This is a genomic window from Microvirga sp., assembly GCF_014699075.1.
Taxonomy (GTDB): Bacteria; Pseudomonadota; Alphaproteobacteria; order Rhizobiales; family Beijerinckiaceae; genus Microvirga.
In genome coordinates this window covers 1-15199 of sequence record NZ_JACXAB010000088.1, presented here as the reverse complement: position 1 = coordinate 15199, position 15199 = coordinate 1, and the positions used below count along the sequence as shown (strand labels likewise).

Annotated in this window: 20 protein-coding genes; 8 read left to right on the top strand and 12 right to left on the bottom strand. The window is 59.4% G+C overall.

The annotated features are described in order from the left end of the window. Positions 1-849 precede the first annotated feature (849 nt). The 3 genes from IC232_RS31230 to IC232_RS33545 all read left to right on the top strand — a co-directional run bounded on the left by IC232_RS31230 (position 850) and on the right by IC232_RS33545 (position 2016). Positions 850-1170 (top strand): hypothetical protein, encoded by a 321-nt coding sequence (locus IC232_RS31230; RefSeq protein ID WP_190848843.1) that lies wholly within the window; start codon positions 850-852, stop codon positions 1168-1170. 210 nt (positions 1171-1380) lie between these two features. Then, complete coding sequence (locus tag IC232_RS31225; RefSeq protein ID WP_190848842.1) at positions 1381-1668, top strand: hypothetical protein; 288 nt, start codon at positions 1381-1383, stop codon at positions 1666-1668. A 162-nt stretch (positions 1669-1830) separates the two neighbouring features. Beyond that, positions 1831-2016: a DUF3563 family protein gene (locus tag IC232_RS33545; protein WP_409565002.1), complete on the top strand. Its 186-nt coding sequence runs from the start codon at positions 1831-1833 to the stop codon at positions 2014-2016. A 311-nt stretch (positions 2017-2327) separates the two neighbouring features. On the opposite strand, the gene IC232_RS31215 is transcribed toward IC232_RS33545, so the two are convergent. Then, positions 2328-2636 (bottom strand): hypothetical protein, encoded by a 309-nt coding sequence (locus IC232_RS31215; protein WP_190848840.1) that lies wholly within the window; start codon positions 2634-2636, stop codon positions 2328-2330. 909 nt (positions 2637-3545) lie between these two features. Between IC232_RS31215 and IC232_RS31210 the strand changes: the two genes are divergently transcribed. Together IC232_RS31210 and IC232_RS31205 are read left to right on the top strand one after the other, a co-directional pair. Next, on the top strand, positions 3546-4310 hold the full coding sequence (locus tag IC232_RS31210) for a transglutaminase-like cysteine peptidase (protein WP_312895272.1): 765 nt from the start codon (positions 3546-3548) through the stop codon (positions 4308-4310). 179 nt (positions 4311-4489) lie between these two features. Next, positions 4490-5284 carry a Crp/Fnr family transcriptional regulator gene (locus IC232_RS31205; protein ID WP_190848839.1) on the top strand — a complete coding sequence of 265 codons (795 nt, stop codon included), beginning with the start codon at positions 4490-4492 and terminating at the stop codon, positions 5282-5284. Positions 5285-5469: 185 nt separating this feature from the next. On the opposite strand, the gene IC232_RS31200 is transcribed toward IC232_RS31205, so the two are convergent. After that, a complete protein-coding gene (locus IC232_RS31200; RefSeq protein ID WP_190848838.1) occupies positions 5470-6573 on the bottom strand; it encodes a patatin-like phospholipase family protein in 1104 nt (367 codons plus the stop codon). A gap of 443 nt (positions 6574-7016) precedes the next feature. Between IC232_RS31200 and IC232_RS31195 the strand changes: the two genes are divergently transcribed. Next, on the top strand, positions 7017-7697 hold the full coding sequence (locus tag IC232_RS31195) for a hypothetical protein (protein WP_190848837.1): 681 nt from the start codon (positions 7017-7019) through the stop codon (positions 7695-7697). A gap of 86 nt (positions 7698-7783) precedes the next feature. On the opposite strand, the gene IC232_RS31190 is transcribed toward IC232_RS31195, so the two are convergent. From IC232_RS31190 to IC232_RS31170, 5 genes are all read right to left on the bottom strand, one after another. Beyond that, entirely contained in the window at positions 7784-7993 is a 210-nt protein-coding gene (locus IC232_RS31190) for a cold-shock protein (RefSeq protein WP_190848836.1), read from the bottom strand. A 156-nt stretch (positions 7994-8149) separates the two neighbouring features. Beyond that, positions 8150-8584 carry a hypothetical protein gene (locus IC232_RS31185; protein ID WP_190848835.1) on the bottom strand — a complete coding sequence of 145 codons (435 nt, stop codon included), beginning with the start codon at positions 8582-8584 and terminating at the stop codon, positions 8150-8152. Between the two features lie 12 nt (positions 8585-8596). After that, entirely contained in the window at positions 8597-8851 is a 255-nt protein-coding gene (locus IC232_RS31180) for a hypothetical protein (protein WP_190848834.1), read from the bottom strand. 2 nt (positions 8852-8853) lie between these two features. Continuing rightward, a complete protein-coding gene (locus IC232_RS31175; protein ID WP_190848833.1) occupies positions 8854-9057 on the bottom strand; it encodes a hypothetical protein in 204 nt (67 codons plus the stop codon). A 225-nt stretch (positions 9058-9282) separates the two neighbouring features. Further along, complete coding sequence (locus IC232_RS31170; RefSeq protein ID WP_190848832.1) at positions 9283-9501, bottom strand: dodecin; 219 nt, start codon at positions 9499-9501, stop codon at positions 9283-9285. Between the two features lie 208 nt (positions 9502-9709). Between IC232_RS31170 and IC232_RS31165 the strand changes: the two genes are divergently transcribed. After that, positions 9710-10171: a MarR family winged helix-turn-helix transcriptional regulator gene (locus IC232_RS31165; protein WP_190848831.1), complete on the top strand. Its 462-nt coding sequence runs from the start codon at positions 9710-9712 to the stop codon at positions 10169-10171. Continuing rightward, on the top strand, positions 10168-11466 hold the full coding sequence (locus IC232_RS31160; RefSeq protein ID WP_190848830.1) for a multidrug effflux MFS transporter: 1299 nt from the start codon (positions 10168-10170) through the stop codon (positions 11464-11466). The genes IC232_RS31165 and IC232_RS31160 overlap by 4 nt, the downstream gene beginning before the upstream one ends. A gap of 275 nt (positions 11467-11741) precedes the next feature. Here the strand turns inward: IC232_RS31160 and IC232_RS31155 are convergent, their stop codons facing one another. From IC232_RS31155 to IC232_RS31135, 5 genes are all read right to left on the bottom strand, one after another. Continuing rightward, positions 11742-12011, bottom strand: a complete 270-nt coding sequence (locus tag IC232_RS31155) for a DUF6894 family protein (protein ID WP_190848829.1) — start codon at positions 12009-12011, stop codon at positions 11742-11744. A gap of 535 nt (positions 12012-12546) precedes the next feature. Further along, positions 12547-12696 carry a DUF1127 domain-containing protein gene (locus IC232_RS31150; RefSeq protein WP_190848828.1) on the bottom strand — a complete coding sequence of 50 codons (150 nt, stop codon included), beginning with the start codon at positions 12694-12696 and terminating at the stop codon, positions 12547-12549. A gap of 245 nt (positions 12697-12941) precedes the next feature. After that, the gene (locus tag IC232_RS31145) at positions 12942-13247 is read right to left on the bottom strand and encodes a hypothetical protein (protein WP_190848827.1); all 306 of its coding nucleotides are present in this window, start codon (positions 13245-13247) and stop codon (positions 12942-12944) included. A gap of 221 nt (positions 13248-13468) precedes the next feature. Next, positions 13469-13804: a hypothetical protein gene (locus IC232_RS31140; RefSeq protein WP_190848826.1), complete on the bottom strand. Its 336-nt coding sequence runs from the start codon at positions 13802-13804 to the stop codon at positions 13469-13471. Between the two features lie 140 nt (positions 13805-13944). Beyond that, complete coding sequence (locus tag IC232_RS31135; RefSeq protein WP_190848825.1) at positions 13945-14160, bottom strand: hypothetical protein; 216 nt, start codon at positions 14158-14160, stop codon at positions 13945-13947. Positions 14161-15199: the final 1039 nt, after the last annotated feature.

Genomic DNA, 15199 nt, shown 5'->3' with positions numbered 1-15199 from the left:
CTGCACCCGCCCCGCTAGGCCGAAACGTCAACAACAATCACATTGCCAAACGGGCGCCATCCAGACATGACAACGCCGTTCTGTCATAGGACAGACCGAATACAGGACAGATCATGGCGCAACCTGAAGCCGGTCAAATCAGGCAAAGCGCCTCCCTGATCAATTCCATTGAGCAGGATCATCTTCGGATCAAGCAACACGTTCGGGCCATGCTCGCTTCCGGAGCGTGACATGGCCCGTGTGATCCCCAGCGGGATCGAGATAATCCACATGATGCGGAAGGAACAGGCTAAGCACGTCCATAATCTGCCGCTGTCACTCGCAAGGCAGTTCCATTTGCTGGCTGCGGGCGCCTCACCACTTCTTGCCTTCTCAGCAAGGAAGGAGCCTCAGCCATAGGACTCGTGCGCACGGATGCAGAGCCCAATGCGTCCTGTGTTTTGTCTGGTTGTTGAGGAGAACCCCGTAGTTGGCTTCGACCTCGCTGACGCGCTGGATGCCAATTGGTACAACGTCGCCGGGCCTTTCAAAACAGGCAAAAGGGCCTGCGAGTGGCTGTCGCAGACCCCCCTGTCTCCAACGGCTTCTGTATTGAGGTCATCCGTGAGCTTCAGACTCGAGGCATCCCCTTCATAATCTATGCGTCACTGCCTTCTGATGGATGCCCAACGGCTGATCTCCTCGAGTTTCCATGGGTGGAGAAGCTGGCAACGGCTGAGACCGTCAAGAAGGCACTGCGGGACCTTCTCTGCTCCTTGGATGTTGCGGCACAGGGAGAGCCTCTTGTTGCGCTGCAGCAAAAATGCCAGATTGGAGGGACGCCGGCCTAAACCCGTGTGGAGATCTGGCATGAGAACACGAATAACGCCTGACCGGGCCCGGGCTACGCCTGTCAGCTCGAGCGATCTGTTGGATGACGTGCCTAACTTCGAGGCAATCTACCGGATTCCTCTGTCCCACACTCTTGTGGCGGTCCGATCCCGAACCCACGGAGGGGCGACCACAACTGTCTTCTGGGAGCACGACGAATATGACGCCTCCAGGTGTCTGATCGCATGCTACAAGAGCTTTCACCTGATGACGGCTGCAGGCGAGCAAAGCAGTGGCTGGCAGAAGTTCGACCGGGAGGGGCAGTTGCTCGCTGAGAACGAGATCTTGCGGCAATCCTGAACACTTTAGGAACGAAGTGTGCTCACGGGAGGATTGCACAGAGTTCGCGCAGGTGCCGAGCTGCTGCTTTACACAGATGTTTCTGATGATGATCTCAGGCGGCAACCCTATGCGCGAATTGCATCGCCTTTTTCGAACGTATGCGGCAATTGTGCATCGCACAATATCGCTTCTCAAACGTTGACCTGCTGAGAGAAGGGAAGTGGTCAGATGGGTCACAAGCAAACACCTCCTGCCGACTGGAGCCGCCGCAGAACCCGCTACGATCCTCCCGCCCTGATCGAGGCCATCGCCGCCGCTCAGGGGCTGACGGAGCAGATCGAGGGGCAAATTGAGATCGCAGCGCAGTTGATGGGCTTGCCTGAGGACGAGGTTCGGTCGGAAGTGTTGAAGGCCGCGACACAGACAAACGTGCGCCCCACAGGATCTGGTTATGTTCACCAGCGGCGAACCGAGGTGGTGATCGAACGCAGGGGTCCTCGCATTCCGCGAAGATGAGCCGCTCTCCATTCTACAATCAAGAAAGCTTCAATGTAATGGCATCCCTGCTGCCAAAGCACAAGCAGACGGTCAGGCTGGAAACACCAAGAAGGCTCCACAGTCATATAAGGAGCCGGAATATTGATCTTTTCATCTTTTCTCAATCTTGCTTTACGTGCCATGGCATTTCCCTCCAGCGGCCTGAGACAACGGCTCAAGGAGTTGAGGCGCAGGTTCCTGCCGACGGACAAGGAACGTGATGCAGCCTACCTTGGCACGGCTCGCAACCTGCACGACCTGGAGTTTCGCATGCACGAACTTGATCGGGCACGCCGGCAGAGCCGCACGCCGTTTCACCTTTCTTAGGTTAGCAAGAACCACCCGCCGACCGCGCGGGATCTGTCACCACCCCACCAACTCTGGCTGGAGTGTCCAGTGCAGCATGTATTTTCCGTTGGTCAATTTGTCCGCCCAAAAGAGAGGGCAGGGGGCATCTGCGAGATCGTCCGCATCCTTCCTGTCCTGGATCATGGAACAACCCTTTACGTCATCAGGAATGAACAAGGTGCGGAGATCATCGTCAGACATCATGAGATCGGGAAGGCATAAGAGGCGGGAACGATAAATGTCGCTAAACCCACTCCAGCCGTTCACCGGTGAGACACGGGTTTTCCGCCTCACATCATCACTGACGCGGGCCCCAAGCCTGAATTGGTTGATTGCAACGTCAAAGCCTTGTCTGCATTCAATGCCTCAAGGTCACGCTGCTGCTCGATCCAGACCCAGACAGTAAGGTCTGCATCAACCGACCGACGGGCGAGCCAGTATGCCTCCTGATCACATCGCTGCACTTCTGGATAGAGCCGGAGGAACTCGTGCACTGCGGCAACCGCAGCCCCATAGTCGCCGTAGACCTCCTGAATGGTCCCGCAATCCAGCGGATGCTTGGATGGAGCGATCAGTTGCCAACGGACAAGATAAGGCATGGTGTTCCCTCCAGCCTCGCTCAGTTCTCATCTAAACTCCTGAGACCTGATTTCCATAGGGATGCGGCGGCTATCTTACCTGCAAGGGCTTCGCCGAATACAACCTTGTGCCGTCACGGTGATTGAACAACTCACAGGCCAAGTCGCAGGACAACGGCACCGCGAGTGCAAACGGCACAGGAGTTTGGAGCGATGAAGAGGCCCGGTCGCGGATGGCATGGGATTTGCATTTATGCTGGTGCTCCAGCAGAGGACACTCCGATGATGACCGTCATCCGCCAGTGGCTCGCCTCTCTCGATGAGGTTGAGCGCGATCTCACAAGCCAAGGCTATGTTGTTGTTTATGGTGCCGCCGGTTCCTTCGTTGTAACGGTCGGCTCGGGTAGGAAACCGTCCGGCAGAAGACACTTTCGACTATGGGAGTTGCTCCAGCTACATCCGGCCTAAAGCACCACATTCGCCTCAATAAAGCACCTGTCCCTTCCAGGCCCTGGGGGTGCCAGAGCTATGACCTGCAGCGGTCGGGAACTGAGGCCTGATTTAGCCGTATAACAACCTGGATCCTTGAGAGACAGAAAGGGTGACACGGTCATTGAGCTGTCCCTGATCGATGGCATGGGTCACGGCATCCCGCTGCGCCGGACGAAGGCTCGGGCCGCAGCGGGAGCAGCCGGGCCGTTCATGCTTGATGTGGGCATCTCCTCCTCGTTGCAGCTGACGAGGTCGTGGGGCCTTGTTGGCCGAAAGGCAGCTCCCCGCAGGATCTGAGGGCAGTCCCCGCCCGCCGATCGGACCGGTTCTGACGCCTGTCGGCTGCTTCGCCTAGATCAAAATGGCTCACGATTTGCGTGGTGTTTAGGCAAAAGCACAACAAACCTGCACCGCAAGAGCAAAAGCTCAGCACGCTGAATGTCCCTGCCCGTTTTCAAAGCATGTCTATTGGCCTTGGATTATCGGCAAGGCCAAGAGCTAAGTGAGCAGGGCATGCACCAGGACAGCAGTAAAGGTACTTGTAATCAGAAGACCCGAGGTCTTCTCTGGGTGTGGCGCTCTGTTAGTCTTGCCATGGCTGCTTGGGCGGGTCTTGCACTCTTTGGGTCCGCTGCGGCAGAACCCCTGTCGTCTGCGTCCGCAATCCTGCCCTCATCAACCGAAGCAGTCGTATCGGGAGGGCCAGCAGGCCCTACGCCAGCATGGATCGAGTTTTGTGAGCACCAGCCCCAGGAGTGTGCCGTTGACGCGTCCGAGCCCGTGGCCCTCAGCCTCAATCAGGATGTCTGGCTGACCATCCTGGAGGTGAACGAGCGCGTGAACCGCACAATCCTGGCGGTGACGGATCAGGATCATTGGGGTGTGGTGGACCGCTGGAACTGTCCGGATGATGGGCTCGGTGACTGCGAGGACATTCAGTTGCTCAAGCGCAGGCTTCTCGTCGAAGCCGGCCTGCCGCGGCGCGCCTTGCAGATGACGGTTGTCCTTGGTGAGCATGGCATGGGCCATGCGGTGTTGATGGTTCACACGAGCCATGGGGATTTTGTTCTCGACAACAAGAGAGATGCTGTTCTGGCGTGGCAAGAAACCGGGTACCACTACGTGAAGCGCGAGGGAGATGACGGCAGCACCTGGGTGTGGCTTGGGGGCCCGATCACACCGATCGTCACAGCCACCAAGTAACGTCTTGCTGACCAACGATGGATCATGGAAGGGCATGCCATGATCATGGCGGCCGCATCCCAGCGGGGCAGTGCCGTCCGTCAACGTAACCTTTGCCACCGCAGCCGGTCCCAAGCCGGTACTAACTCCAGTGTAATTATTGCCCTTTCTTCGGACACCTCCCCGGTCTATCTTGGAGTATGAAACCTCACATCCAAGCTGCCGCTCCAGCTCCAACGGTCAACCACCGGGTCAATCGGCTGCTTGCGGCTCTTGAGCTTGACGACTTCGCAGCCCTGGAGCCACACCTGCAGGGGGTGGTGCTGAAGCAGGATCAGGTTCTCTACGAGATCGGCGCGCCTCTCCGTCACGCCTACTTTCCTCATGACACGGTGGTGTCGCTTGTCGCCGTGCTGAAGGACGGCCGCTCTGCGGAAATGGCAGTCTATGGCTGTGAGGGGGTGCTTGGCCTCGTCGGGGCGATCGCCACCCGGAAGGCGTTTGGACGCTACATTGTGCAAGCATCCGGGACTGCATCCCGGATTGAGCTTGATCAGCTGCATGAGGTGATCAACAGCCGCCCGAAAGTGCGCCAGTTGGTGCTTCACTTCACCGAGGCCATGATGTCACGGGTTCTGCAGAATGTAGCGTGCAACGCAATCCACAGCGTCGAAGCGCGGTGCTGTCGCTGGATTCTTAGCATGCACGACCGGCTTGAAGGGGACACCGTACCTCTCACTCATGAGTTCCTATCGGAGATGCTCGGCGTCCAGCGCTCTACGGTCAGTAGCATTACGCGCGCCCTTCAGGGATCACGTTTTATCAGGCAGCGGAGAGGCGTGATCACGGTCACAGATCGTGCTGGCCTGGAAGCGACCTCCTGCGAGTGTTACGGCACCGTCCGACGCACCTTCGAGCGGCTTCTCCCTTACACCTACAGGGACGCCACTCCGGCTGGCCCTCGCCTGGCTGAAGACAGCCGTTTTGTGGGTTGATGGCACCTCCGAGTAAAGAGGCACCCGTTGATCTCACGAATGCGGTTCTCAACAACCTGCTCCACCTTTCAGAGAACAGGCTTGTAACCCCGTCGCTGCCGCACCAAGCCAAGGGTCGGACGGATGGGGGGTGACAGCCCTCGATAGCCGCACGCGCTTGAGTTGAGACCAAGAGCCGATGCGGATCAAGTATTCGATGGTCGGGCATTGAGGATGCGGTCATCCGGGAATTGGCTTTGCTCCGCAGCCGCGGCGAGGCTGACGGACCCATCTGCCGTCCCCGACAACCATTGATCCGCCGCTGCCCGCCCCGCATCTCTAAGCTCGAGTAAGAACTGCCAGTCCAGATTGAGTGCGCTCGACTGACTCAGCATCGGGTACTGCGTCTCCGCCGCGATGTGGTGCAGACGAAGCTTCTGGAGCTTGCGTGACAGGTTCGATCCTCCTGCCTCAGCACTGGACAGCGTCCTCATGGCAGCAAGAGCGTCCATGTCCCGCAACAGCGAACTGTTGAACGTAATCTGTTCCATGCGCTTGGCGATCTCTGAGGCGCTTGTTGGCATCTCCGCTCCAACCGTTGGCATGATCTGCACAATCAGCGCTTCGGAGGCTCGCGAAGCAGCGACGAGCGGGATCAGCGGCGGGTTGGCCGAGTACCCGCCATCCCAATATACCTCTCCATCAATGGTAACGGCATGATGAATCACCGGCAGGCAGGCGGATGCTAGAACAGCATCGAGCGTCAAAGCTTTCTCCCGGAAGATGTGCAGTTTGCCGTCTCGCACACGGGTTGCTCCGATGAGCAGCCGCAAGCTGGGGTTGGCCCGCAGAGCATCGAAGTCGATCTCGCTGGCCAGGAGCGATCTGAGCGGGTTCAGATTGAAGGGGTTGAACTGGTAGGGGGACAGGACACTGGTTGCCATGGCCAGGGCTGGACCGGACTGGGCCGTGGGAGCGGCGTCGCTCGCGCGCTTCCAGAAGCGTTCCAAGCTCTCTTGTGCAGATCTCCGGCCTCCCTCAGACAGACCGGAAGCCAGGAGAACAGCATTTACGGCTCCCGCGCTTGCACCACTCACAGCATCGAGTACGAGGTCACCTTCATCCAGCAGACGGTCGAGGACCCCCCAGGTGAACGCGCCGAAGGAGCCTCCGCCTTGCAGAGCCAGTGAGAGCCGTCTCTTGTTGCTTCCGGGTTTGATGATGCGGGCACGGATCGGGGTAGGTGGATGGTTATGAGTGACTTGGTCCGGGTGGGATCCAGTCAGGAGGTCGTGGAGTGAGAGCTTCATGGCGGACAAACTGTGCAGTGCACCATAAGTTCAATCAGGTCTGCTATGCTCGAAACGCTGCCTTTGTCGTTTGCCGCAGGTTGTGCCTGCTCAACGGGCTTTCTGCTCAGAAGATGGCCAGTTCCAGAGCAAACGGGCGAGTATTTCTCGCGGTTATGTTTGTTGTGCATGGCGTGCCAGGTTGCTGCCCACCTGCTGCATTGCAACAATTTCAACAGCAGCACCGCAAATTTGTGAGGCCTTCTGGATCAAGGGCCCAGTGAACACTCGATGATTGTTGGCGTGGGCGCTTCCATGGTTCTGCCCTGCCGCAAGGTGGAATAACCTTGTCTTTCTAACTGGGACATGCTGGCGAACCACCTTTCCCTTTCAGCTGTTAGCTTAAACCTCGCGTCAGCCAGGCTGATCCTTAGATCGGCCCTCTCTGTGGAAAGCCATATCTGATGAGCACCACCCGCATCTTTCTGCTCGCCTCCTCCCTGGCTCGGCTGATCGAGAAGGAGAGGGGAGGTCACCACATCCAGCAGGGCTACTTCCCAGATCGTACTGAGCGAGGTACGCACGTACAGGTGGAGGGGACCACAGCGCATCTCATCCTGGTCACGAACGGACCGAAGGGTCCTGGCGAGGAAGCTACGGACATTCCGGTGACTCACGCTGAAGCCCTGCTCGAACTGACCGCTGGACGGGCCGACTACCTGAGTATCAACCTGAGCATTGGGGAGCAGAGAGCCACGATCCTCCGCTTCATTTCCCCAGGGCCACTTGATGTGATCGTGGTATCGTTCGAGCACGACGAGCAGGCGCGCCGGTTTCAGCCGCTGGCCTGGTTCGGTCCGGAGGTCACCGCAGAACCAGGCTACCACACCCGCTCCATTGCCGTGACGGGCCTGCCTGCTGTTCCTGAGGTGGAGGCCTCCAACGATGCTCTCAACAGCCTGCTGGATACCCTGGACAAACGGTCAGGCGGGCAGCCTGCCCGAGCCGAGGAACAGATTGCTCCTCAACCGAGGGCTTCGGCGCCCTCCGAGGTGGGCTCAGAGGATGAGGACGACACCGACGACCTTGCCATTGAGGACAGTGTCATCCGGGAACTCGCCCGCTCACTGCGCCCTCGGCGCTGACACGCTCCAAGGAGCATTCAAAGTCGTGAGACGATGACGAGACCGCCCCAGCGGGCGGCTTAGCGGATTATCCCGCGCTGCCTTGATCAGGCGGTCTTTAGATTAACGGCAGACTCTTTGCCGGAGCGGCGGTCCGCCTCAACCTCGTAGGTGACCTTCTGGCCTTCCGCCAGACCACGCAGCCCGGAGCGTTCAAGCGCACTGACGTGCACGAACACATCCTTGCCGCCGTTGTCCGGCTGAATGAAGCCATAGCCCTTGGTCTCGTTGAACCACTTCACCGTTCCTGTCGCCACGAAACTCTTCCCTCTGTTGCAGCACCACCCAGGTGAGGGGAAATCTTAGCAGTAGAATGCTGGAAGTCGAGACCGGTGTGTACATCCTCACGGGGATCAGGATCCACCCGGAACCACATCCCCGCCAGCGTCAGCAAGGGCAGGGTGCGGAGCAGTCTATGCCCGGGCAGCTTTGGCGTTCGTCTTCACGAACTCCGCCGTGAGAGCCCGCTGCAGTTCATCTGTTAGGGGTCCGGGATTGGCTCTGTTCCACGCCCGCTGCTCCCGTTGGACGAACCGTTTGCGCCTGCTCCCGATGTCCTGCGGCAGATGCGCGGCCAAAGGCTCAAAGTTGCGACGCAGTTGAGCCTCTGTTCTCTTCTGGTAGGGAAAGGCGGCCTCCGCAGCAAGGGCTGTAGCGATGTCGTCCGAGGTTGGATCAGGATGGTGGGCTTGTGCATCCGCGTCGATCTGACGGAACGCCCGTTGCTGGGCTGCATAGTGCTCCTTCAACCCAGGGGCATGTTCAAGCAGATAGGCCTCGCGCGCCGCATCCCGGTCTTCTTGCCTGCTCCTGGTCAGAGGCGTCCGCTTGCCTGAATGGATCAGCATCAATAAAGGTCCTTAGATCTTGCTCTGGATGTCTGCATCACGGATCTCAGCATCGCCAAGCCAGTGCCGGGCCTCCTCCAGGCTGCCGAACGTATGCTCCATTTCTGTGAAGGGAGCAGGCCTTTCCGCTGGACGCAGGTCGACCAGAAGCTCCCCCGTCCAGGTTGCGTTGTCAGTGTCGCCGCTGCGCACTAGGCTGGCGATAATCACCCCATTGAGCAGGACATCATAGCTGCCAGGAGCAAGCCGAGAGAGTCTGTAGGCCATGTCTATGTCGTGCTTTCCGTACCATTGTTGTTATTTGGGACCTTCAACTCGGGATGGTTCTGAGCCAGCCTGTCCCGGTCCTCAGCCAAAGCATCCCAAGTCTTGGCCATCTCCAGCAGCTGGTCGCGCTGAACGCCGTCCGGAACCTGCTTGGCCAGAATACGACATTCCTCGGCATGCTGGCGGTATTCTGATGCCTTCTTCACCTCACCCCTCGCGATTGGCCTGCAATTTACGATTCGCAGCTAAAGCCGCAACAGGCTGAGTTGCGTATCCAGCCTCCAAAGACAGAACCCCGCTCAGCGCTGACCCTGGGCGGGGTTTCTCGCTGCTGCTTTTACACGCGCCTTGAGAACAGGCGATGGGCTGAAGGTGATGCTCTGGCGGGACGCAATTGACCCCTGCACGCCATGCATGGTCTCGCGCTTGGATTATGGAGCTTCATCTTCCAAGGTAAAGCCAGCCTTGAGCACAACCTGATAGTGCCGGACCTCGCCGTTCTCGATGTGGCCGCGGGTCTGGACGACTTCGAACCAGTGCAGATTTCTCAGCGTCTGGCTGGCCCGCTTGATCGCAGTCTGGATGGCATCCTCGATGCTGGTCTCAGAGGAACCAACAAGTTCAACCATCTTGTAGACATGATCCGACATCGCGTGCTCCTGCTCATCATCCCGCGGGCACATAGAGCACCATGCGGGGCCTGCTAGTCTTCGGACACGTCATTAGGTGCCCATTCCGGGACGCAGAACCTGCTCCTAGGCGCTCGGTCCATTCTAGAATTCCAGCATGCTGTTGGCGCAGATCAGGCTTGTGCGCTAACAGCCTTCTCAATTTCGTAAGTATTACTAATAATAAGGCATGCTTACTAAACCGCCTGAAGAAACCATCGGCCTCCTTCTGGTTGACGCCGCACGGCTCCTGCGCATTCAGATCGATCGAGCCCTTGACGGTGCGGGCCTTGGACTGACGGCGGGCGAAGCCCGCACCTTGGCCTATGTCAGCCTCTATCCAGCCTCCCGCCAGATTGCACTCGCGGCGCAGATGAATGTCGAGCCCATGACACTCGTCACTTTCCTCGACAGATTGGAAGGCCGGGGCCTTGTCACGCGGGAGCCGGATCCAACGGATCGGCGCGCCAAGATCGTTCAGCTTGCCCCTGACGCACAGCCGACCCTCAAGCAGGTTCTTGGGATCACCAGGAAAGTTCAGGAGGGGGCTCTGCAGGACTTTGCTCCCGAAGAAGTCGAGAGGCTTCGAACCCTGCTGAAGCGCATGCGGTCGAACATTGCCGGCAGCGAATTGGGGAGGGGGCAGGAATGAAGCCGCTTATGTCCGAGACCCGCACTGCTGTGATCGGGGCTCTTATCGTGGCCCTCGGCTCTGTTAGCATGGCGCTTTACACACCGGCGATGCCCACGCTCGTCGAGGTGCTTCAGACCACGCCGGCGGCAGTCAAGATGTCCTTGGCCGTCTATCTGTTCGGCTTTGCCTTTGCCCAGCTGGTCTGCGGGCCTCTGTCTGATGCCTTCGGCCGGCGGCCGGTTGCCCTTGGTTTCTTCTCCGTCTACGTCTTGGGCAGTGTCATCGCGGTCTTCTCGCCCTCGATCACGTGGCTCCTGATCGGGCGAGCCCTTCAGGGCATCGGTGTGGCTGCGGGGGTGGCGATCTCGCGGGCGATCGTGCGCGACCAGTTCACCGGCCAGAGCTCAGCGCGCATCATGAACCTGATCGGCCTGATGCTTGCCGTGGGACCAGCGGTGTCGCCGACCATCGGCGGCGTGCTCCTGAGCACCCTCGGCTGGCATTCAATCTTTGTCGTCATGGTGGTCTACGGCATCGTCGCGCTGCTGGTGATTGGATTGTGGTGTGTCGAGACCAATGCCGCTCCTGATCCTACACAGGCCTATCCGGGTCAGGTCCTGCGGAATTACGCCATGCTCCTCAAGGACACAGGCTTCATGCGGGGCAGTCTCGTCCTCGGATGCGCTGTCGGCGCGTTCTATACCATGGCCGTCATCCTGCCCTTCGTGCTGATGGAGAAGATCGGCCTGACACCAACCCAGTTCGGCCTGGTGATGCTGATGCAGACCGGCTCCTATGCTCTTGGGGCGGCGGTCACGGGCCGGCTGCTGCGTCGGGTTGAGGCCAGGCGCCTGGTCCCAATCGGACTGACACTTGTCGCTATCTCCGCGGTGGGGTTTGGCCTTGGTCTGCGGCTTCTGCCGCTCTCCTTGTACACGGCCATGGGTCCTGTGTTGATCTGGGCCTTCGGCAGCGCGCTGGTGATCCCAGGGGCTACCACGGCGGCCCTGGCGGGCTTTCCAAAGGTTGCCGGAGCGGCCTCGGCTCTGGCCGGCTTTCTGCAGATTGGGGTTGGACTCTCTGGCACTGCAGTCGCAGCCCTGCTCTTCAGCGATCCCCTGACGGCGCTTGCGACGGTGATGCCCAGCATGGCTCTGCTCGCCGTGCTGGCGCACTTTGCTCTCCCTTCAAAGCGGGAAAGCAAACGGTTTGCTGCAGCCCCGGAGGAACTGGAAACAGCACTTGATCCAGCGGGAGCAGTCGGCGCTGGCGGCGAGGAGATCGAACGGGTGGTGCATCATGGCCGGCGGTGATGAAGGCCGCTGTGGTGAAGGTCAATAGCCCGCAAGAAGTTCGCTCGAATGTTGTGTAAAGCGGTTCTGTTCCGTCGAGCAGTCCAACGCCCCTGCCGAGGGGGCCTGCAGACCTCTGGCTTGGGGCGCCTGAGACCCTGTCTGGGAAGTGTTACGCCTCCCAGCAGGGCAGGTGTGGGGAGACAGTGATCCGGAGCCTGTCTGATGCTCGTGACTGTCACCGAGAGAACCCGGCCCTGTGCCGGGTTCGGTTTGGTCCGTGCTGGCATGTGGAACTATGCGCTCCAGGGATGCGGATTGTGAGGCCAAGGGAGACACCGCTCAATCGTCATCGAAGCTCTGACGGTGCAGACCCGCTGGCCACCTTCGTCTCGCACCTCGATGACAACATCACTGGTATTGCCCCTTGTAAGACGGCCTGTTCCAATCTCAGCCGCTGAGCGGGCCGCCGCCTGAACGGCAGCGTCCGGGTTGTCGAATTCAGCGCCTTCGTCATCGCCCGCACTCTGTGCGCCGTCATGAATGTCAAAGTAGTAGCGGGCCACGGCATTCTCCTCTTGGCCAGCAAAGATCACTATCTGTGGCTCATTCTGGGCGGCCCTGGCTGAGGGTGCTGTCTGAAACCCTCAGCCAGGGCATCAGCGGAGAGGAAGCCCTCCAACAACCCCAATGCCATTCACCAACGGGACCGGAGTATCTGTTCGGGCTGATACGCCACGCGCCCGCTTCACCCATCCTGTCTCAGCCAGGGTAAACAATCCGTAGGCAGCAGCTTGCACTGCATGCGCCTTCAGAAGAGCAGCATCTTCACTCGTATAAGAGCCAGAAGGATAAGCCGCGCCCGTTCAAGTGAGTGTCTGCTGCTGAAGGCCGGGTCGATCCGAAGAGGCAGGTCAAAGCGGGATCCGACGAATGGTTGCCGCCAAAGATCAGTCACTGACGCGTCATTGAGCTGTCATCGAGCCGCTCTACGTGAACCCTGTGGCTGCTTGGCCCGAGGGACAAGGACGAGCACGGATGCACTGCCGTCCTTGTCGCCTCACCCACGCTCGTCCGCTGCAGCGGCCCTCAGCTCAGGCTTCAGCGGCCCTGGCGCGTAACCTGCGCGATGTCATGCCTGGCAATGCCGATGTCGGATAGCTCACGGTCCGAGAGAGTATTCAACTGCCGTGCCGTCTCACGAGCGCGCAGCCAGCGACGCAGGCCTGACAGAATAACTGATAAAAACATGACGCAACCTCAATGATGATCCAGCCCACGCGCAAAGGCGCCGCGCTGGGGCAGCAAGAAAAAGGGCCACCTGAAGGGTGGCCGAGTTTAGGGAGGAACCCCGCCACAGGGAGGCCGTGGCGGAGGAGGGGTCATCTACAGCGCACCCGGCTCACGACAAACCTGAAAGTGGTCGCCCCTGCCATGCGCAATGAGCATGGAACGGACGGAGAGCATTTACCCCTTGTTTACGGCTGCCGGACTGGTCAGACGGGAACCTTGCTGACGATCCAGGCCGCCGCCACAGCGCTGAAGCCCATTTCAATCAACTCCTCTTCGAGATCCTCAACCGCGTCAGGATCAATGGTGATGGAGTTGTCCTCTGCATCGGCAACAGGCTTCGGCTCGTTGCCCCTCTGCTCCGGTTTCCCTAGTTCATCGGCAATAGGTGCCACTGTGACGCGCATGACCGGGCCGTCATCCCCGTCCTCGTCATTCTCACTCTCGTAAACTCTGAGTGTGACCCAGCGCTCCTCAACCTCATCCTCATAGACTGTTTTCCACTCACCCATGCGCCCCTCCTGGATCATGCCTCAGCGCCACCGTGCTCCGGCATTGTAGCGCAATATTCCCGAGCCTTCAGAGTTGTCCCGTGGCGGAGGCGTTCCACAGCCCCAGTGCTCTCCTTGCACCAAGCCTCCGTAGACTTCAGCCCCGTTCAGACCAATCCCGACGGGGCCTTTTCATGAGCTTGACTGATCGTGCGGCCTGCAAGCTACTCATGATGGCCATCTCAGCCATTCCCCTGCGGCTGGAGAAGGGTAGGGGCGGTTGGGCTGCTGCGGATAATCTCAGGCTTCTCCTCACTGGCCGTTATGGCGGGATCGACAATCCCTTGAAGCAGAATCAGTGCCATGATGCCTGCGACGACGGCAAGCACGGCAATGATCAACGCGGCGCGGCCGTACGCTGCCCCTTTGCCGTGAACGGGGCGTACACGTCTCGGCGGGCTGAACAGAGCGTTGTTATCGTTCACCGCAATAATCGGCGGTCTGAGGTTCAGGTGCGCCAGCGGCATGAGGCCGTACGAGAATGCCTCGTTGGTACAAGCGGAAACTATGACCCTCATTCGGCGGCCTCCCCTACGAGGTCTTTCGCTGAGTGTACGCTCCTCACCGGAGCCGGGCTCTCGCCCGAAGGGGTAGCCCGCAGCTTCAAGGGAGTATGAAGGGGGAGTATGAAGATCGTTAAAGCTTGATTTCAGGTTACTTAGAACGCACGCTGAGCTCTCTCGCGGATCTCGTCCAACTCGTCCTGAAGCGAATTGATCTGCCCTTCGATCTCTTCGAAGGACGTGCACTCTGGCGTGATGAACAGGCGTCCATCCTCGCCGCGGGTGTAGCGGAGAAGGGCGATCTTCACGCCTGCCGGGTTGTCCGGTGTTCCGGGCTGGATTTCGAGCTCCAGGGCTCCGAAGTGATGCATTGATGGACCTCTCTGCTAGGGTTGAGAGTGAGGCCGCAGCATGCCAGCTCTCGTCGCCGGTCAACAGGTTGGGTTGCCGGCGCTGAAGCATCAACGCGATCTCCGGCCTGTTGTCCCCAAGCCACTGTGTGGCATCAGGCTGGCTGACGACGCACTCAATCGCGGCCCAGGTGGGGTCCTCGAGCGACTCGTCCCTCAGCCGGGTGGCCGCATAGTCTATCAGCCGATGAAGGCCCTCGTAGCCTGGACGCGTCTCAAGCGCAGTGGCATCACCATCACGGACCCAACTGCTCTCAGAGAAGCTTCGTGTGAGTGCGACCGAACAGTTCACGATGTATTCGTGCGCCTGCTGCCCTACACCGCTGTCAGGCGCTGAAGAACAGCTCTTTGTCTAGCCCACCGCAGGCTTCTTGTGTCCAGACTGTAATTTCGGGCAGCTGATTGAGACTGCGGGCCAGTTCCCAACAACCCGGCGTGCTGAGGATCATTTCATCAGTTTCCAGATCTCTGGAGCACCTACCGGTGGGGTCGGCTCAATGTATCGATGGTGACGAGGTTTCCGGTGATTGGATCGAGAATGGTCATGGGCAGTTCTCTCTCGTTCAGGCACAGGGCCAACGCCGTGCCTGCGCTTTCGATCAAGTGCGATTGGAGTTGTGGTTACGAGACAGTTACTGCACTGAACGCTCATATCCCCAAAGCAGATCAAGACGATCCATCCGCGCTCTGTCTGCTGTGGAGGTGAGGTCTGATCCAAAACCCAGCCGATCAGCCAGACCATCGTCGCGGCAACATGGTTAACGGACTGCTACCACGCATCCACACTGCCACCCTGTGTCATACTACAATCCATTAACGGTCTGGTAACCACCTCGGGCGCCGAATGAGCCTGCTTACGAGGGGCACGGCCGCTACTGCTCCAGATCGCCCTGGTCTCATTCCGTGCTGCTGCCTCTCGATCCCGCTTGTGCCTGCGTGGGTGCCGTGCCTCCTCACGGCTTCTCTGGAGAAATGCCAGCGATGAAGAAGCCAAGGCCAA

What these genes read in the sequence shown, in the direction of transcription:
- IC232_RS31165 (WP_190848831.1), top strand. Translation starts at nt 9,710, where the DNA reads ATGCTTACTAAACCGCCTGAAGAAACCATCGGCCTCCTTCTGGTTGAC.
- IC232_RS31180 (WP_190848834.1), bottom strand. Translation starts at nt 8,851, where the DNA reads ATGGCCTACAGACTCTCTCGGCTTGCTCCTGGCAGCTATGATGTCCTG.
- IC232_RS31160 (WP_190848830.1), top strand. Translation starts at nt 10,168, where the DNA reads ATGAAGCCGCTTATGTCCGAGACCCGCACTGCTGTGATCGGGGCTCTT.
- IC232_RS31205 (WP_190848839.1), top strand. Translation starts at nt 4,490, where the DNA reads ATGAAACCTCACATCCAAGCTGCCGCTCCAGCTCCAACGGTCAACCAC.
- IC232_RS33545 (WP_409565002.1), top strand. Translation starts at nt 1,831, where the DNA reads ATGGCATTTCCCTCCAGCGGCCTGAGACAACGGCTCAAGGAGTTGAGG.
- IC232_RS31195 (WP_190848837.1), top strand. Translation starts at nt 7,017, where the DNA reads ATGAGCACCACCCGCATCTTTCTGCTCGCCTCCTCCCTGGCTCGGCTG.
- IC232_RS31200 (WP_190848838.1), bottom strand. Translation starts at nt 6,573, where the DNA reads ATGAAGCTCTCACTCCACGACCTCCTGACTGGATCCCACCCGGACCAA.
- IC232_RS31215 (WP_190848840.1), bottom strand. Translation starts at nt 2,636, where the DNA reads ATGCCTTATCTTGTCCGTTGGCAACTGATCGCTCCATCCAAGCATCCG.
- IC232_RS31170 (WP_190848832.1), bottom strand. Translation starts at nt 9,501, where the DNA reads ATGTCGGATCATGTCTACAAGATGGTTGAACTTGTTGGTTCCTCTGAG.
- IC232_RS31225 (WP_190848842.1), top strand. Translation starts at nt 1,381, where the DNA reads ATGGGTCACAAGCAAACACCTCCTGCCGACTGGAGCCGCCGCAGAACC.
- IC232_RS31145 (WP_190848827.1), bottom strand. Translation starts at nt 13,247, where the DNA reads ATGGGTGAGTGGAAAACAGTCTATGAGGATGAGGTTGAGGAGCGCTGG.
- IC232_RS31135 (WP_190848825.1), bottom strand. Translation starts at nt 14,160, where the DNA reads ATGCATCACTTCGGAGCCCTGGAGCTCGAAATCCAGCCCGGAACACCG.
- IC232_RS31150 (WP_190848828.1), bottom strand. Translation starts at nt 12,696, where the DNA reads ATGTTTTTATCAGTTATTCTGTCAGGCCTGCGTCGCTGGCTGCGCGCT.
- IC232_RS31140 (WP_190848826.1), bottom strand. Translation starts at nt 13,804, where the DNA reads ATGAGGGTCATAGTTTCCGCTTGTACCAACGAGGCATTCTCGTACGGC.
- IC232_RS31210 (WP_312895272.1), top strand. Translation starts at nt 3,546, where the DNA reads ATGTCCCTGCCCGTTTTCAAAGCATGTCTATTGGCCTTGGATTATCGG.
- IC232_RS31230 (WP_190848843.1), top strand. Translation starts at nt 850, where the DNA reads ATGAGAACACGAATAACGCCTGACCGGGCCCGGGCTACGCCTGTCAGC.
- IC232_RS31185 (WP_190848835.1), bottom strand. Translation starts at nt 8,584, where the DNA reads ATGCTGATCCATTCAGGCAAGCGGACGCCTCTGACCAGGAGCAGGCAA.